The sequence below is a fragment of the Acidobacteriota bacterium genome, assembly GCA_033549365.1.
In the GTDB taxonomy this organism is placed as follows: domain Bacteria; phylum Acidobacteriota; class Aminicenantia; order Aminicenantales; family Saccharicenantaceae; genus JAWSUF01.
The window spans coordinates 193,061-210,438 of sequence record JAWSUF010000002.1 but is presented as its reverse complement, the minus strand read 5'-3'; the positions used below and the strand labels follow the sequence as shown (position 1 = coordinate 210,438).

At 58.9% G+C, this 17,378-nt stretch carries 16 protein-coding genes; 4 read left to right on the top strand and 12 right to left on the bottom strand.

Features of this window, described 5'->3' with window-relative positions:
- Nucleotides 1-35: 35 nt before the first annotated feature.
- The 3 genes from SCM96_03770 to SCM96_03760 form a co-directional block, all read right to left on the bottom strand.
- On the bottom strand, nt 36-650 hold the full coding sequence (locus SCM96_03770) for a TetR/AcrR family transcriptional regulator (GenBank protein ID MDW7759740.1): 615 nt from the start codon (nt 648-650) through the stop codon (nt 36-38).
- 68 nt (nt 651-718) lie between these two features.
- Nucleotides 719-1,930 carry a glycosyl transferase gene (locus tag SCM96_03765; protein ID MDW7759739.1) on the bottom strand — a complete coding sequence of 404 codons (1,212 nt, stop codon included), beginning with the start codon at nt 1,928-1,930 and terminating at the stop codon, nt 719-721.
- A gap of 37 nt (nt 1,931-1,967) precedes the next feature.
- Nucleotides 1,968-2,786 carry an HAD-IIB family hydrolase gene (locus tag SCM96_03760; GenBank protein MDW7759738.1) on the bottom strand — a complete coding sequence of 273 codons (819 nt, stop codon included), beginning with the start codon at nt 2,784-2,786 and terminating at the stop codon, nt 1,968-1,970.
- 132 nt (nt 2,787-2,918) lie between these two features.
- On the opposite strand from SCM96_03760, the gene SCM96_03755 reads away from it, so the two are divergent.
- A complete protein-coding gene (locus tag SCM96_03755) occupies nt 2,919-4,184 on the top strand; it encodes a glycosyltransferase (protein ID MDW7759737.1) in 1,266 nt (421 codons plus the stop codon).
- A gap of 8 nt (nt 4,185-4,192) precedes the next feature.
- Here SCM96_03755 and rfaE2 read toward each other — a convergent pair whose 3' ends face one another.
- The 8 genes from rfaE2 to SCM96_03715 all read right to left on the bottom strand — a co-directional run bounded on the left by rfaE2 (nt 4,193) and on the right by SCM96_03715 (nt 12,615).
- Nucleotides 4,193-4,681 (bottom strand): D-glycero-beta-D-manno-heptose 1-phosphate adenylyltransferase, encoded by a 489-nt coding sequence (gene rfaE2, locus SCM96_03750; GenBank protein MDW7759736.1) that lies wholly within the window; start codon nt 4,679-4,681, stop codon nt 4,193-4,195.
- Between the two features lie 65 nt (nt 4,682-4,746).
- A complete protein-coding gene (locus SCM96_03745; protein ID MDW7759735.1) occupies nt 4,747-6,033 on the bottom strand; it encodes an ABC transporter ATP-binding protein in 1,287 nt (428 codons plus the stop codon).
- Nucleotides 6,034-6,867 (bottom strand): ABC transporter permease, encoded by an 834-nt coding sequence (locus SCM96_03740; protein MDW7759734.1) that lies wholly within the window; start codon nt 6,865-6,867, stop codon nt 6,034-6,036.
- Nucleotides 6,864-7,610 carry a methyltransferase gene (locus SCM96_03735; GenBank protein MDW7759733.1) on the bottom strand — a complete coding sequence of 249 codons (747 nt, stop codon included), beginning with the start codon at nt 7,608-7,610 and terminating at the stop codon, nt 6,864-6,866. The genes SCM96_03740 and SCM96_03735 overlap by 4 nt, the downstream gene beginning before the upstream one ends.
- Complete coding sequence (locus SCM96_03730; protein ID MDW7759732.1) at nt 7,588-8,916, bottom strand: folylpolyglutamate synthase/dihydrofolate synthase family protein; 1,329 nt, start codon at nt 8,914-8,916, stop codon at nt 7,588-7,590. Before SCM96_03730 ends, SCM96_03735 begins: the two co-directional genes overlap by 23 nt.
- On the bottom strand, nt 8,913-9,704 hold the full coding sequence (accD, locus tag SCM96_03725; GenBank protein MDW7759731.1) for an acetyl-CoA carboxylase, carboxyltransferase subunit beta: 792 nt from the start codon (nt 9,702-9,704) through the stop codon (nt 8,913-8,915). The genes SCM96_03730 and accD overlap by 4 nt, the downstream gene beginning before the upstream one ends.
- Complete coding sequence (locus SCM96_03720) at nt 9,701-10,183, bottom strand: response regulator (protein ID MDW7759730.1); 483 nt, start codon at nt 10,181-10,183, stop codon at nt 9,701-9,703. The genes accD and SCM96_03720 overlap by 4 nt, the downstream gene beginning before the upstream one ends.
- Before the next feature lie 119 nt (nt 10,184-10,302).
- On the bottom strand, nt 10,303-12,615 hold the full coding sequence (locus SCM96_03715; protein ID MDW7759729.1) for a metallophosphoesterase: 2,313 nt from the start codon (nt 12,613-12,615) through the stop codon (nt 10,303-10,305).
- 112 nt (nt 12,616-12,727) lie between these two features.
- On the opposite strand from SCM96_03715, the gene SCM96_03710 reads away from it, so the two are divergent.
- The 3 genes from SCM96_03710 to SCM96_03700 all read left to right on the top strand — a co-directional run bounded on the left by SCM96_03710 (nt 12,728) and on the right by SCM96_03700 (nt 16,246).
- Nucleotides 12,728-13,705 (top strand): glycosyltransferase family 2 protein, encoded by a 978-nt coding sequence (locus SCM96_03710; protein MDW7759728.1) that lies wholly within the window; start codon nt 12,728-12,730, stop codon nt 13,703-13,705.
- Nucleotides 13,706-13,728: 23 nt separating this feature from the next.
- Complete coding sequence (locus tag SCM96_03705; protein ID MDW7759727.1) at nt 13,729-14,883, top strand: glycosyltransferase family 4 protein; 1,155 nt, start codon at nt 13,729-13,731, stop codon at nt 14,881-14,883.
- Nucleotides 14,884-15,016: 133 nt separating this feature from the next.
- On the top strand, nt 15,017-16,246 hold the full coding sequence (locus SCM96_03700) for a dicarboxylate/amino acid:cation symporter (GenBank protein MDW7759726.1): 1,230 nt from the start codon (nt 15,017-15,019) through the stop codon (nt 16,244-16,246).
- A 360-nt stretch (nt 16,247-16,606) separates the two neighbouring features.
- Here the strand turns inward: SCM96_03700 and SCM96_03695 are convergent, their stop codons facing one another.
- Nucleotides 16,607-17,359: an acyltransferase gene (locus tag SCM96_03695; protein MDW7759725.1), complete on the bottom strand. Its 753-nt coding sequence runs from the start codon at nt 17,357-17,359 to the stop codon at nt 16,607-16,609.
- Nucleotides 17,360-17,378 lie beyond the last annotated feature (19 nt).

Sequence of the window (17,378 nt, the reverse complement as noted above, 5' to 3'; positions counted from 1 at the left end):
GCAGGTTTCATGTTCTTCCTTATGATGACTTTGATCTAAAACGGGGTCGGAACGGCTATCCCGGCCATCAGTTGCGCCATGAGCCCCCGTCCGATATCCCGAAGTGAGGGACCGCGTTTCTTGATGGTCCAGAAGGAGAAGGCGACCTGGATGATCCCCATAAAGTGGATGGCCGCCAGGGCCGGATCGAGATTGCGCCGGAAATGCCCGTCCCTCATCCCCCGGCGAAAGATCTTTTCCAGGGAGGCCGTCAGAAACTCCGTCAGAGCGCCCAGCTTGTCGAGCAGTTCGGGTTCTCCCATGTGGATTTCATCCGAGTAGACGATCCGGAAGATTCCGGGATAGAGTTCCAGAAAATCCAGGTGGAGATCCAGCATGAGCCGGAGCTCCTGATCGCCGCCGCCGGCTTTCTTGCCGACTTCCCGGAACTGATTTTCGGCGACTTTCAGGGTTTCATCCAGAATCAGGGCCAGAATGTCTCTCTTCGAACGAAAATGCCGATAGAGGGCCGACTCCACGAAGCCGACCTCGCGGGCGATGCGGGCCACTGTCAGCCCCTTGAGCCCGCTCTGATCGACGATGCGGAGGCAGGTCGCGACGATCTCGCTTTTTCTGGTGTCTTCGCCGCTGAAAAATATTGTGCTGTCCATCGTAGTGAACCCTCACTCACATTACGCATTCCCGAACCATTTGTCAAGCCGCCGGGGTTGTACGCGGGTCAGGCGTTTTCGCGTTCGACGACGGTATGGAGCCGCTCCAGGAAATCGGGGATGGCCGAGGTCACCCGGCTCCAGCTCGGGATGAGCGGCGAGTACAGCGGGTCATCCAGGAATTCCCGGCCGGCGATCTGGAGCGCCCGCGTGAAGGCTTCGACCATGACCGCTTCCTGATGGCTGTCGAAGATCAGCCCGTTGATGGCCGAATCGTCGCTGTACCGCTTGATGGCGTCCTTGGCCGTCCGTTGATAGTTGATGATCAGGGTGTGCAGAACCGAATCGCTGAGGACGGCGCCTTCGACGGCCAGGTTGCGGAACAGGGACTTGGCGATGTCGATGGACATCTTCATCAACCCTGTTTTCGGGTTCTCGGCCGAAAGCGGCTGGTGCTTGTGTTCATAGGTCTCGCAGATCTCGGCCTGACAGATGCGCCGCGGCGAATAATTGCGCTGAACCTCGCACAGCGTTTCGACCTCGAGCCCCCAGTCGCCGGGGATGCGGTTGATCCGGGCCAGTTCCGCGATCATGGCGAACTCTCCGGCCAGGGGATAGCGAAAACTGTCCAGGTAGGCAAGAAGCGGCAGGGAACCGAAAATCTTCATCAGGCTCCGGAGGACGGGCGTGACGAACAGCCGCGTGACCCGGCCGTGCATCCGGTCGGTCACACGGGCATAGAATCCCTTGCAGAAGGCATAGTCGATGTGAGGCGAGACGACCGGATAACACAGGCGGCCCAGGATTTCCGGCGAATAATTGACGATGTCGCAATCGTGGAGGGCGATGACCTTGCTTTCGCCGCGCGAGAGAATGTAACCGTATGAGATCCAGGCCGAGCGCCCCTTGCCGTCGTCACCGGCCGACAGTTCACTTTCGGAAAGCAGTCTGTAGAGGTCGGAAATCCCGGGACCCGTGGCCCAAAGGATCCGATGGCGCTGCGGGAGAACGGAGAAAAATGCCTTGGTCTTTTCGAATGTCTCCGCGTCCGGTGTTCGACCCAGGGGGATGACGATCTCGTTAATGTACGTCACCGTCTTGAGGTGATCGACGATCCGTCCGATCGCCGGCGACTGGAATTCGGCGGGGATCATGGGCAAGACAAGAGCTATGGGCCGGCTCCGGCCGAATTCTTCCAGCTCTTTCTCCATGCGGGCCATGTCCGTCGCCCCGAAGCGGTGAAACGTCGTGATGACTCCGGTGTGATGAAAATCCGCCATGATCCCCCTCCTGCCGGACGGTCCGGCATTTTTCATTTTATGGGCGGCGGGACAGAATTTCGAGAACGGCCGCCCGCCAGCCTTCGGGCCCGACGCCCTTTTCCAAGACAAGGCCGTCGAATTGCACGGCGGGATCGTGAACCCCGCCCGGCCGGGCGACGAGAACCGGCACATCGACGACCCGCAGCATCGGCAGATCGTTGAGGCTGTCGCCGATTCCGACGGTCGTCGTCGGCCCCCGGTCCCGGACAAACCATTCGATGAGCATCCGAACGGCGCGGCCTTTGTCGCTCGGTCCCGTCAGATGAAAAAACCGCCCCCCGCGGTCGATGCGAAGGCCCGCTTCGGCGGCCATCCGGCGGACCGTATCTTCCCCGGCCGGATCGTTCAGAATGAAGGGTTCGTCGTATTCCCTCCGCCGGGCCGGCTCCGCCTGCTCCTTGGAATACCCGCAGAGCCGGGCGATTTCATCCGTGTTCATATCTCCGAAACCCCGCATCGGAATGTTGCCTTCCGTCCTCATCCTCTGAAAAGCAGCCCGCAATATCTCATAGCGGGTCCCGAGTTCGACCACGGAGTAACCCGCAAGATCCCGCGCCTCCGGAATCCGGAACGGGAAATATCCCCTGGGGATGAAAATGCCGCTGCCGTTTTCGGAAACGAAGGGATCGTGGTTGCCGAACGCCCCGCGCAAGGCTTCGATTTCCGCCCGCGTCTTGCTGGAGCAGAAAACAAGCGGCACACGAAGGGCGGCCAGCGCCTCGAGGGCGGGACGGGCCGCATCAAAGCCGTATGTCGCATGGTCGAGCAGAGTCCCGTCCAGATCCGAGAAGACAACAAGTCCCGGAGAATTCACGGATAAGGCCCTCCTTTGAACTTAGTATAGAGGACCGGATTTCCGTCTGTCAAACCGGTGACGGAATTTGACTCCCCCGTTCCCGGCATGATAAAAAAATAGAAAGTCCCAAATCGCGGAAAGGAGTTTCATTTGACATATTTCACGGCTTTACGGGGTTACACGGCGAAAAGAATCGAGGAGATCCGGGATGCCGACATTCTCGTCGGAATCCCATGCTTCAATAACGACAAAACGATTGCTCACGTCATCCAGATGCTGACCCACGGACTGGACAAATATTACCGCGATCTCAAATCCGTGATCTTCGTCGCCGACGGCGGATCAACCGACGACACACGGGAGGCGGCCCGGGAATTCGAAATCAAACCCTGGCAGGAAAAAGTCGTGTCCATCTATCGGGGTCCCGGCGGCAAAGGCACGGCTCTGCGTTCGGTCTTCGAGGCCGCCCAGAAACTCAATGTCAGAGCCTGCGCGGTGGTCGACGCCGATCTCCGGAGCATCACCTCGGATTGGGTTCACTTCCTGATCGACCCCGTCCTTAAGAAAGATTATCATTTCGTCGCCCCCATTTATCTCCGGCACAAGTACGACGGAACGATCACCAACAACATCGTCTACAGCCTGACCCGGGCCCTCTACGGCAAGCGCATCCGCCAGCCCATCGGCGGCGACTTCGCCTTTTCCCGCAAGGTCGCCGAGGTCTACACGGCCCAGGACGTCTGGGATACGGATGTGGCCCGCTTCGGCATCGACATCTGGATGACGACGACGGCCATCACCCAGGGGTTCAAGATCTGCCAGTCCAATCTCGGCGTCAAGATCCACGACGCCAAGGATCCGGGCGAGCATCTCGGCCCCATGTTCCGCCAGGTCGTCTGGATTCTCTTCTCGCTCATGGAGACGTTCGAGCCGTACTGGAAAAAGGTTCGGGGCAGCGAGCCGGTCGAAACGTTCGGACACCGGAACCATATCGAGCCGGAGCCGATTTCCGTGAATCTCGAAGATCTCATCGATCGTTTCAAGGTCGGCTACGGACAATTCTCCTCCCTGTGGAAGGATCTCTTCAGCCCTGAAAGCTATGCGGAAATCCAAAGAGCCGCCGAATCCGGTCCGGCCGACTTTCAGCTTGTGACCGACACCTGGGTCCGGATCCTCTATGAACTGGCCGCGACCTTCCATGCCTGGCCCCGGAACCGGTTCAAGATCATCGAGCTCGTCACGCCTCTCTACTACGCCCGCGTGGCTCATTTCGTCCTCCGGACCAAGGACATGACTTCGGAGGAGGCGGAAAGCCTGATCGAGGAACAGACCCTGAGTTTTGAGAGACAAAAAGACTATCTGATTAAAATTTGGGATGAAAAAACCGAGCAGGCCGTGAGGGCCGCGCAGAGCTGAGCGGCGATTCAGGACGCCGACTCAAGCACGCGGTCGATGATCGAGGAACTGGACCGCCCTTCCAGATAGGGCACGATGACGAGCCGCCCGCCCGCGGCCTCGACCTCGGCCCGGCCGACGACCTCTTCCGGCCTCCAGTCGCCGCCCTTGACCAGGACATCGGGCCGGAGGCGCCTGATGAGTTGCAGCGGGGTGTCCTCGCCGAAAGAGATCAAGCCGCCGATATCCGTAAGGGCCGCCAGGACTTCAAGCCTTTCCCGGAGAGGGAAAACGGGCCTGTTCGGGCCTTTCAAGCGCCGCACCGATGCGTCAGCGTTCACCCCGACGACGAGAACGTCGCCGAGCTTCCGGGCTTCCCGAAAAAGACGGATATGCCCGGCATGAAGAAGGTCGAAACAGCCGTTCGTGAAAACCACCGTCCGCCCCTCTCTTTTCACCCCATCCCGGAATGCGGCGACCTCCGTCCGGCGAATGAGTTTCTTGAACTTCACCATCATTCGTCTCTTCTCATCAGGGGAAATATTGTCTTTCCCAAAATCGCGTTTCATGTTGTCCCCGGGTTTCATCGCTGAGGCGGCTTGACGGCGATGCCCTGGGAAAACTCCCAGACATGGGGCAGGCGGGCAACCCCGTTGTCCCTGGCCGTGGACGACACCAGAAATGAGTACATGTTCTGATGATAGTCGTAGGGATAGCCGTCCCTTTTGTGAACGGCGACATCGAGATAATACGTGCCGTTGATGAGGTTGAGGGCATCGATACGGCAGGAGACCCGTCCCGGGCCCTTGATCAGAACGGGCGCGAAATCCTCGAGGTGGGTATTCGTTCCATAGACGGCGATGCCCTTGGAATTGAAGACACCGATGCCGAAAACGAAATCCTCGATCCGGGAATAGGCCTCGACTTCGATGTCGATGGTCAGGCCTTCGTCCGGTGAGAAAACATGCTTCTCCCGCCCCTCGGCATTGCGCAGGACGACCTTTTTGATTTCGACCTCCCGCATGCCCCAGCGATTCTCCCGGCGCCCTTCGTCCCAGGTTTCGGCCCCCGCCGCGGTTTCCGTCTCGCGTTCCTGGCGTTTCTTCTCGAAGGATTTTTCCTGTTTGTCGGTCACATCCTGGAGATAGGCGTCCACGATGCGTTTGGGCTCCCCGATGGTCATGATGCGGCCGTTCTTGAGCCAGACGACGCGGTCGCAGATCTTTTCGACCGTGGCCAGGTCGTGGCTGACGAAAAGAATGGTTTTTCCGCGACGGCGGAAATCGTCGATCTTGTCGAGGCATTTGGGAACGAACGAGGCGTCGCCGACGGCCAGGACTTCGTCGATGAGCAGGATGTCGGGGTTGACGTTGATGGCCACGGAAAAACCCAGCCTCATGTACATGCCTGAGGAATAGGTCTTGACCGGGGCGTCGATGAATTCCTCGAGTTCAGCGAAGCCGACGATCTGGTCGAATTTCCGATGAATCTCCTTTTTCGAAAGACCGAGCATGATGCCGTTGATGAAGACATTCTCCCGGCCGCTGATTTCGGGATGAAATCCGGCACCGAGTTCGATGAGGGCCGAGACCTTGCCGTTGACGGCGATCCGGCCCGAGGTCGGCTTGGTGATTCCGGACACGATTTTGAGCAGGGTGCTTTTTCCCGAACCGTTCTCGCCGATGACGCCGAACGTCCGCCCCTTGTCCACGGTGAAACTCACGTCTTCAAGGGCCGAGACCAGTTCGGCCGACTTGAGCGTCCGGAAGATATCCCCGCGGAGAAGGGCGCTTTTGAAGGTCTGAAACCGGTGGCGCGCCGAGTATTTCTGGTAGATTCGGGAAACGTTGTCGATGACGATGGCGCTCACCTAGACCTCCTCGGGAAACGAATCGCGCAATCTGTCGAAAATGAGATAACCGAAATAGAGAAAGACGAGACCGGCCAGCAGGGTCAGGCCCAGGCCGGCCCACCGGAGAATCTCGCCGTAGAAAAGGCTGCTCTGGTATCCCCCGATGATGTGCGTCATCGGGTTCAGGCTCAGAAACGTCCTCAGAAACGACGATTTCTGGATCGATTGAAAGGTCAGGGGATAAACGATGGGTGTCGAGAAAAACCAGAACGTCAGAAGGTTGGACAGGATGTCCTTGATGTCGCGGAAATGAACGGTCAGCGCCGAAAGCAGGAAAGCGAAGCCCAGAGAGAAGACGAACTGGACGATCATGACCAGAGGAATCAGAAGGACATGCCAGGTGAACGGGCGGGCGCCGGGGATGAGGAGAACGATCAAACCCTTGGCCGCAAGCAGAATCGGCAACCCGAAAAGAAAATGAATGAAATTCGACGTGACGACGACGATCGGCAGGATTTCGGCGGGAAAAAGGACTTTCTTGATCAGGTTGCCCTGAATCATCAGCACATTGGCCGATTCGATGGCCGATGAAGAGAACCAGGTCCAGGGCAGAACGCCGCAGAAAAGGAACAGCGCATAGAGAATGGGGCTGTTCCCGAAGGCCGGATCCCTCGGGCCGATGATGAATCCAAAGACGATCGTGTAGACGATCATGAGCAGAAGGGGATTGAAAAACGACCAGAAAAATCCGAGCACCGTTCCCCGGTAGCGGGCTTTGAGTTCCCGAACGACGAGGTTTTGGATCAGAACCCGGCACTTCCAGAGATCCCGAATGTTGTGAATGATGTTCAAAATGCGATTCTCCCTGAAAATACGGCCTCGGCTTCGGCCGTGTATTTTCCGTCGGCCCCGAAAAGAACAAGCGGGGGAAGGATCTCCGGCCTCTCCACCCCCGGACCGCAGGCGGCCAGAAACAGCTTCGGTGGCGCATCCTTGCGGGCCAGGACGTCGCGGATATTGCGGACGGCCAATCCCCGGTATTCCACAGCCTGCATGAAATCCTTTCTCCGTTGATCCGGATAGATGAAATACGCTCTTCCGTCGGCCTTCAGGCACTCCCGAGTCTTGCGCATTATATCAGATATGTCGCAGGCAATCTCATGTTTCGCAATGGACTTTTCCGGGCAGGGGCTGAGCACGCCGCCCCGCCTTCGGAAATACGGCGGATTGGAAAAGACGACATCGAAACCGGCGGGCGGACGGAAATCTCTGAGATCGGCCGACAGGATCTCGATCCTGTCCTCAAGACCGTTGATAAGGACGTTGCGCCGGGCCAGAGCAGCCAGATCCGTCTGGATCTCCAGGCCCGTCACGCGGCCGAAAGGCTTGATGCTGAGCAGCAGGGATACGATGCCGTTTCCCGTTCCCAATTCGAGGCAAACATCGCCCGGCCGGATCTCGACAAAATCGGCCAGAAGAACCGCGTCCACGGAAAACCGGTAGCCCTTCTTTTTCTGAATGATGCGGATCCGGCCGTGAAAAAAAGCATCCCGGGTCTCCCCGGAACCCGGTTCAGCGGCGATGCGATCCGTCATGATGATCCTCGGAAAAACAACCGAGCCGCTTGATTTCACCGGCCAAAAAAAGCGATCCGGCCGCCACGATGGGAATCCGCCCGGCCGAGAGCCGCCGGGCCAGGCGGCAGGCGGCCGCCGGGTCCGGCTCGAACAGGATTCGGGCTTTGGTTTTTCCAACCCGGGACGCGATGTCTTCCGGATCGGCGGCACGCTCCTGCGGCACCCGGGTCAGAATGACGGCCTCGGCCTCGGGAAAGAGCCGCCGGACCATTCCGGCGACGTCCTTGTCCTTCATGACCGCAAAAAGCAGAATGACTTTCCTTCCGACGGCCTGTCGGATGTGGTCGCGCAGCGCTACGGCTCCTTCGACATTATGCGCACCGTCGAGAAGAATCGGGGGCCGGCTCGAGAGGATTTCCAGGCGGGCTTCCCAAGAGGCCGTCCGGATGCCCGCGGATACGGCCCGCTGTGGAACGGGTTTCCAGGTCGAGTCGAGGACCTCCGCACAAACCGCCGTCACGGCGGCATTCCTCCCCTGATGACTCCCGGGAAGGGAAGGGGCCAGCCTGCGCCGGACGCCGTCGCGCTCGAAAAGGAAGATCCTCCGGCCGTCCCGGAGCCGGACGGTTTCTTCAAGACGCGAGCCCGCTTCGAAGACCGGGACGAAGGGCGCCTTCAATTCGCGGGCACGGCGCCTGATGGTCCGGAAGGCTTCTCCGCGGTCCGGTCCGCAGACGATGGGAATTCCGGGGCGGAGAATTCCGGCTTTTTCGAAGGCGATGCCGCCGAGGGTGCGGCCCAGTTGGCGCTCATGATCCCGGGATATGGTCGTGATCACGGAAACCACGGGATCGACGATGTTCGTTGCGTCGAGGCGCCCTCCCAGGCCGACTTCGAGGACGGCGATATCCGCCCGTTCCCGGGAAAAATACTGAAACGCCAAAGCTGTCAGGACTTCGAAATAGGTCGGTTGGACGGACTCTCCGCCGGACCGCTGGAGATTTTCGACTGCGTCCCGGATCCTCTCCAGAGTCCGGCAAAACCGGGACTCCGGGATCATGGCGCCGTCGAGACGGATTCTCTCTTCCGGACGAACCAAGTGAGGTGACGTATAGAGACCCGTCTTGTAACCCGCCAGGGTCAGGCTCCGGGAGAGCATGGCGCAGACCGAGCCCTTGCCGTTTGTCCCGGCCACAAGAACGGCGGGGAATCCGAGTTGGGGATCGCCCAGCTCCGCGCAGAGACGGCGGATGTTGTCCAGACCGAGTTTGACGCCGAAGCGTTCCAACCCGTCCAGATAAGACCGGCACCGGGAAGGGGTCATTGGGGGCGGTTGAGAAACAGGCGCAGGGCGCGGACCAGGTAATTCCGCAGGTGCTTGCGCTCGACGACGTCGTCGAGCATGCCGTGCTCGAGGAGAAACTCGGATCTCTGGAATCCCTTGGGAAGCTTCTCTTTGATGGTCTGTTCGATGACGCGGGGACCGGCGAAGCCGATGAGGGCCTGGGGCTCCGCGATGTTGATGTCGCCCAGCATGGCGAAGCTGGCCGTCGTCCCGCCTGTCGTCGGATCGCTGAGGATGGAAATAAAAGGCAGGCCGGCCGCGCCGAGCCGGGCGACCGCGGCGCTGGTCTTGATCATCTGCATCAGCGACAACATGCCTTCCTGCATCCGGGCGCCGCCGGAGCAGGAAATGATGATGACCGGACTCAGATCCTGCACGGCTTTCTCGCAGGCCCGGGCGATTTTCTCTCCGACCACCGACCCCATGCTGCCGCCGAGAAAGGCGAATTCCATGGCCAGGATATAAACCGGAATCCCGTCGAGAAAACCCCTGGCCGAAACGATGGCGTCGGCCATTCCGGTCTTTTCGCGGCTCTGCTCGAGCCGCTCGGCATACGGCCGGGTGTCTTCAAACTCCAGGGCGTCGACGGGGCGGATGTTTTCATCCAGAACATCGAATCGGCCGTCGTCGAACAGCATTTTCAGGCGTTCATCGGCCGCGATCCGGAAATGAAAGTTGCAGGCCGGACAAACCGACAGGTTGTCGAGAATATCCTGCTTGAAAAGAATTCTCTGGCAATTGTTGCATCGCGTCCACAGGCTGGTCATGACCCCTCGCTCTTGGAAGACTTCTTTCCGGGACGGGGATGGATCCTCCGGGTCAGGCCGGCGATGACGTCGTCGGCATTCGGAAGGTCTTCGTCGATATCCTCGTCGTCCCGCAACAATTTCTGAATCGCGGCCCGGAATTTCCCGGGATCAACGGGCTTTTCGAAATAATCCGCCGCGCCGAGACAAGACAGGGCTTCATGCCGGTACTGAGGGCCCCTGTAGAGTCCCGTGACGATGATCACCGGAACCCGGCCGTTCGACTCCTGATGGATCCTCCGGGTCAGATCGAAACCGTGGATTTTGGGAAGAATGGCTTCCAAAACAACGCAATCCGGATTCTCGGAAAGGAAAAGATCGTAGGCCTCCTGCCCGTCCGCTGCCCGGATGATGGTCAGCCGGGAGGAACTCAACATTTCGGCCAGGGCCTCGAGACTTCTGGCGTCATAGTCCACAATCAATATCTTTTTTTCGGTCATTGTCGGTCAGCAGATTTTAATGGAATCCCCCCCGGATGTCAAACACGCCGGGACCCGGCCGGAAGCCTTCTGAGGCCTTGATTTTCAATACTTTCAGTCATTTCGCGCGGCGGAACGATTCACGTCCTGATGGATGTCAGAGCCGCCGGCCCCTCCCTCCCTTTGGCATCGAAGGAGGCCAGGGAAAAGGGATAGGCGCGGAAACCCGGCGGAACGAACCGCAGGATATGTCGGTCGGTTTGAGAGCCGATCGTAGCCAGAAGAGTGCGCCGGCCCGACTCTTCAAGAAAGCTCAGTTTGTATCCGGCGATGCGCCTGTTCCGGGGATCGGGCGCCCAAGTGAAAACAATCACGTCTCGATGGAGATCCAGGATCTCTCTGGATTGGAGTTTCGCGGAAAAATCGAGCGGGGCGAAAATCGGAGGCGGAAGAACCTTGAGCGCGACGAGAATGTCGCTCGGGCTTCCCTGTGTTCCCGGACTTTCGACAGTGATCCGGGTTGCATAATTCCCCTCATCCAGCTTCGAAACGTCGGCCGCAAGGACAACCTTTTCGGGTTCCTCCCACACCTTCCCTTCCCGGGGTGTCAAAGCCAGCCAGGCCGCCGCGGAACGGGCCGTCCACTTCAGCCCCATCCCTCCGGCATTTCGGATTTCCAGGATCCCGGAAGCAGGCACGGCATCGCCTTCCACACTTTCAAGTGAGATGTCGGAGGACTGAACGGACAGCACCGGCGGCATATTCGGAAGAACGGAGCTGCTGAGGATCATCCCGACCCGGCTTTCCCAGGGAATGTTGGAATGCACCGTTTTTCCGGTCACCAGGGTATCGAAGCGAACCTCATCCCGCCGGATGGTCATTCGCACAACTCCCGGGGGTCCCCAGAAATCGGGAGTCGGGAGCGCACGTGAACCGTAGAACCGGCTCCAAAACGGCATTTGCCACCAGCCGACTTCACCCATGTATTTCGGAGAACCCGCACAGACTCCGGCACAATCCTTGTATCCGATTCTCCTGTCCAGCCTGTGGTGATAGCTGATATGGTCGTGCCCGTAGAGAAAGGCGCTCAGGCCGTGCTTGCGGGCCGTCTCCGTCAGCTCGACTTGTTCCGTCAGTGCGGGATCGGAAAGGCCTTCATAATCGTTCGTCTCGAACAGCGGGCCTCTTCCATAAGCCAGCTCGTAGCTCAACTCATCGGGTCCGGCCGGCCAGCCGCCCAGAACATGATGAAAACAGGCGAAAGTCCAGTCCTTCTTCCCCATGGCCAGGACTTTTTTAAACCAGGCCTTCTGTTCTTCTCCCAGAGTCCATTCCTCCGGCTTGCGGGGCGCGCGGGTTCCGCCGAAAGCGCAGATATCGAGAATGGCAAAACGCGCGCCACCCCTGTTTTCAGAATCGCCCCCCCAGGAAAAAGCATAATAATTTCCGTCGCGGTGCCCTCCCTCGCCGTAAGTGCCGTCGTCGGGCATGGGAAAAAGGCGTTTGCGCCATTCCCTGGATTTATGGCGCGTGGCATTCCAGGACGTCTCTCCGTCATGATTCCCGAAACACAAGTGAAACGGCACACACGACGTCACTCCCGAGAAGATCTTTCTCATCCTCAACCAGAATGTGCGGGCCAAAGCGTCATAATCCGCGGCCGTCAGATTTTGCTTGGGGAGGTTGAACCCCGGCCATTTATGGCGAGCCCCGAGCCCTGTGGTGTCACCCAGGTTGATGATGAAATCCGGATCTTCATAAGCCAGAATGTACCTCTGCATCTGCGCCAGCGTGAATCCGTTTCGAAGGCTGTTCAGAGGCGGCTTTCCGAACCAATCGGGGTTCATTCTCAAGCCCTTTAAAAAGGACACGACATAGTCGCCGCCGAGTTTGGCCGGCATCTCCTCCGGAGGAACTTCGTAGTCGGCGTCGTCGAAGGTGTGATCGTCGCCAATGAGGATGATGGAGATTTCGTCGCCCCGGTCCAGGTCGACGTTCGGCAGTTTGAAAGCCTTGGGCGCGAGCGCTTTCCAGGGACCCGTTCCCTCACGATATTGAACCTGGTAGTGAAGCCGGCGGCTTTCATATCCCGTCAATTCGACGTCGAGCGTCCCTTCAACTCCGGTAAACGCATGAAGGCGCATCGGCGCCGCCAGGCCTTCAGCTCGGTCGCTGACGGGTATCCGGATATCAAGGCGGCAACCCTCCTTGAGGATGAGATGAAGATTCGCCCGGCAGGCGCCGCCGGACGCTTTCCTGACATTGTAAACCCTTTCGGCGCTTTCAAAGACGGTCTCGTCATACGGGAACGGATAGGATGTGTCGAAAAGGTAATCGCGAAGAGGAGATGACGGCGGCTGGGAGGAGTTTCCGGCTAAAAAACGCGGACAAAACCCTGCGGCGGCCAGACCGAAGCCTCCGGCTTTGAGAATATCTCTTCTGGTCCAGCGCAATCGTCGTCGCCTTCAGCGTTTTCTTTTAAAAAAACATCCGCGGCCCCCAAGCTGCGGACGCAGGAATTATATTGAACAAACACAAAAAGTCAAGTATGATGGGGTGCCTGTCATGGAAAAACACGAGCAACCCGACGTTTCCGTCGTCGTCCCCATTTATAACGAGGCGGAAAACCTGTCCGACCTGCACCGGGAAATCTCCGAGGCCTGCCGAAGCATCAACAGACGCTTCGAATTTTTATTCATCGACGACGGAAGCACCGACTCGTCTTTCGCCGTCCTCAAGGATATCAGCGCCTCCGATCCCCGGATGCGTGTCATCCGCTTCCGGAAGAATTTCGGCCAGACCGCCGCGATATCGGCCGGATTTGAGCACGCCCGGGGCGAGATCATCATCACCATGGACGCGGATCTTCAGAACGACCCGGCCGATTTTGCGCGTCTTCTGGAAAAAATCGAAGCCGGGTTCGACGTCGTCAGCGGCTGGAGACAAAACCGCAAGGACCGTTGGCTGACCCGCCGCATTCCCTCCATGCTCGCCAACCGGCTGATCTCCCGGATCACCGGGGTCAAGCTGCACGACTACGGATGCACCCTCAAGGCCTTCCGCCGCGAAGTCGTCAAGAATCTCAGTCTCTACGGCGAGATGCACCGCTTCATTCCCGCCATCGCCTCGAGCCTGGGCATCGTTCTGGCCGAAATTCCCGTCAACCACCGCCCGCGCCGCCGCGGCCGCTCCAAATACACCATTTTCCGGGCCCCGCGCGTTCTCCTGGACCTTATGACCGTCAAGTTTCTTCAGAGTTACTCAACCCGCCCGCTGCAGATTTTCGGTCTTCTCGGTTTTCTGGCCGGGTTTCTGGGCGCAGGCCTGGCCGTGTTCATGTCTTACGAGCGGCTCTTCCTCAATAAAGGCCTCGGTGACCGGCCGCTCCTTCTCCTGGCAGTGCTGCTCATCGTCATCGGTTTTCAATTCATCACCCTGGGCCTTCTGGCCGAGATCATGATCCGGACCTATCACGAATCGTCCCATAAAAAAACGTACCACATCAAAGACATCATCGGCCCGGATTCCGGGGAAAAGTCCTGACGTCCGCGGCCATGAAGATCCTCATGATCGCTCCCGAGCCGTTCTTCCAGCCGCGGGGGACTCCGATCAGCGTGTATTTTCGAAATCAGGCTCTCACGTCCCAGGGCCACAGCGTCGATCTCGTCACCTATCCCCTCGGGGAAGACGTGGTGATGCCCGGATTGAAAATCCACCGGGTTCCCAACATCCTGTTTCTCAAGAAAATCAAGATCGGGCCTTCTTTTGCGAAAATTCCCCTGGACGCCCTTCTGCTGTTCAAGGCGGCGTCGGCCTTGCTGAGGAAAAAATACGATCTGATCTTCACCCACGAGGAGGGATCCTTTATCGGGGTCCTGCTCGCGGCCTTCCGGCGCCTTCCCCATGTCTATGACATGCATTCGAGTCTTCCGCAACAGCTGGAAAATTTTGCGTTTACAAGGTCGCCCATTCTGAAAGGCCTCTTCTCCTATTTGGAATCCCTGGTTCTGAAAAGGGCCCAGGCCGTCATCGTCATCTGCCCGGACCTCGAAAATCTTGTGAAAAGCCTGGGACATGGGGAAAAAACCGTCCTCATCGAAAACGTTCTCGATTTTCCCTGCGAGGGATTCAGCGCCGGGGACATCGAAAACCTGCGGCGGGATGCGGCTCCGAGCGGCGAAAAGATCGTTCTCTATGCGGGAAATTTCGGTCCCTACCAGGGAATTTCCCTCCTTCTCGAGGCCGCCGCCCGGGTTCGCGAACCCGCCGTCTTCGTTCTGGTCGGAGGAAGCGGCCCCGACAGGACGGCCATGGAAAAAAAAGCCGGGGAACTCGAACTCGGACGACGGGCCGTTTTTTATGACAGGGTGCCGCCCGACCGTGTCCCCCTCTTCGTCGCTGCGGCCGATGTCCTGGTTTCTCCGCGCGATTCGGGAACCAACACGCCGCTTAAAATCTACTCTTTTCTGAAGTCGGGAAAGCCTCTGGTGGCCACGCGTTTGTGGACCCACACTCAGGTTCTCGACGACCGGATCGCCGTTCTGGCCGATCCGACACCCGAAGCCTTTGCCGAAGGACTGAGCTTCGCGCTGTCGAACCCGGAAGCGGCGGCCCGGGCCCGGGCCGCCCTGGCTTTGGCCGAGAAGGAATACACGTTCGAAGCCTATAAAAGCCGGCTGGAACGCGTTCTCTCCCTTGCCGTCAGACCGCGCCGGACATGAACCCGATTCTTGGGGAATTCGGCCCGCGGGCGCAGGTTGACATCGGTCGATCATCCCGATACGATAAGCGTCCGCAACGCGTCGGCGGGGTCGGCCTCGGGACGCTGAAGCCGGTCTTGCGGACGGAGCATCGATGAAACGACTGCCGCTTTACACCAAGATCCTGATCGGCCTCGCTCTGGGCGTCGTCGTCGGTCTCGTTTTCGGCGAGAAGGCCGCCGTCATCCGCCCGATCGGAACGGTTTTCATCCGCTTGATCACGATGATCGTCGTGCCCCTCGTCTTCGTCTCCCTGACGCTGGGCACGGCCAGCCTCGGCGATATCAAGAAAGTCGGCCGCATCGGCGTCAAAACCTTCGCCTATTTTACAGTTACCACCATTATCGCCATCTCATTGGGGCTCGGCCTGGGCAACCTTTTGAAACCGGGAACGGCTCTTGACGATTCGGTAAAAACCGAACTCCAGGAGAGCTATGCCGCGTCGGCCGAAGCCGGGCTCAGCCGTCTCGAAGAACGGCCCTCGACCGTTGAAATTCTGATCGATATCGTTCCCACCAATCCGATCAAGGCCCTGACAGAAGGGAACATGCTCCAGGTCATCTTTATGGCTCTGCTCTTCGGCATCGCCCTGACTCTGATTCCCAAGGCCAAATCCGAACAGGTCACGGCGCTGCTCGACAGCGTCAACGACGCCGTCATCCAGATCGTTCACATCGCCATGAAGATCGCCCCTTACGGCGTTCTGGCTTTGATCGCCTCCGTCGTCGGGCAATTCGGTCTCAAAGTTCTCGTCGCGCTTCTCAATTATTCCCTGGTCACGATCGCCGGCCTGGCTATTCACGCCTTTGTCGTCAACGGCTTGGCCGTGCGTTTTCTCGGCCGCATGAATCCCCTGACCTTTTTCCGCGCCGCCAAGGACGCCATGCTGATCGCCTTCAGCACCTCGAGTTCGAGCGCCGCCCTCCCGGTCGGGATGCAGAGCGCCGAAAAGATCGGAGTCAAACGCCAGTACTCGAGCTTCGTCATTCCCCTCGGCACCACGATCAACATGGACGGCACGGCCCTCTATCAGGGCGTCTCGGCCATTTTCATCGCCCAGATCTACGGCCTCAATCTTAGTCTCGGCGACCAGTTGACGATTGTGCTGATGGCCACGCTGGCCTCCATCGGCACGGCGGGCGTGCCGGCCGCCGGCATCATCATGCTGGTCATGGTCCTCAAGCAAATCGGCATCCCTCTCGAGGGCATCAGCCTGATCATGGGGGTGGAGCGGCTGCTCGACATGTGCCGGACGGCAACGAACATGGCGGGGAATATTGCCAGTTCCGTCGTCATACAAGCCTCAGAAAAAAACACCTCCTAGCCTGATCTCTTCACAAAAATGCTTGTTAAGGTTCTTTGTTTGTAATCCAGCACTTTTGCCCTCCGGGCGAGCCGATCCGGCCGCATCTGCTGCGTTGCACAGGGTTCGCAGTACCGAAGAGTACAGCTTCACCCTGCGCGCCTTGCATCTACGACCGCCTCGACTCGTGAACAGATCAGGTCTTTCCCTTTCGGGCGAGTCGATCTCATCATTCCGGCTACGTCGAGGGGGCTGCAACGCAGTTGGAATAGTGAGATCGGCACGCCCAAAGGGTGAAAACGCCCGATTAAGGCGAAAAAAGAAATCAGGGGGTTTTCACGCACGGCTCCGGAACAAGCCGTTGGAGGCTACCGCGGGTTTTTACTGGATGTCCCGGCGGCTCTGGATCTTCAGCATCCGTGCGCCGCGGGCGAAGGAGAATTCCGGAAGCGACGCCGTCACCACGGAACCGGCGCCGACGACGGTTCCGCGGCCGATGTTCGCTCCGTCCAGAACCATGACCCCGGCGCCCAGCCAGACATCGTCTTCGATCCCGATCCCCCCCTTGCCCACGGAGGGCTGAAACATGATCGGGGTTTCGAGATCGTCAAACCGGTGGTTGCCGCCCGCAACCAGATAACAGTTGCCGGCCAGAAAACAATACCGGCCGAGGCGGATCACCGTTTCCGAAAGCAACGTGCAATGGGCCGAAATGTTGCAAAAATCCCCGAGATGAATGGAGCCTTCCTTGCAACTCAGAATGGTTCCCCGTCCGATGTAACAGTCCTCGCCCACAACAATCCCCTCATTGGCTTCGCCTTTGGCGTCCAGAACGACCTGGTCATCGATGACGGTCCGGGCTCCGATGCGGATTTTATGGGGGTGCCGCAGGGTGATGCCCCGGCCGAAAACCACGCCGCGGCCGGTTTCTCCGAGAAGACACGGAAAAAAGATCTTTCTGAGAAAGAACCCGAGGGCGCCGGGAAAACCGGAAAACAAACCGGTGATGATTTCATATTTCAAGAGAGCGAGCAGGCCTTTGCGGCCGACGACGAGGGTGCCGTATTTTGCGGACAGGGATTTTTTACCGTCCGCAAGCTCCTTATGGATGCTTCCCCGGAAAGGATCGGTCATCGTCCCGCCTCCTCAAGCC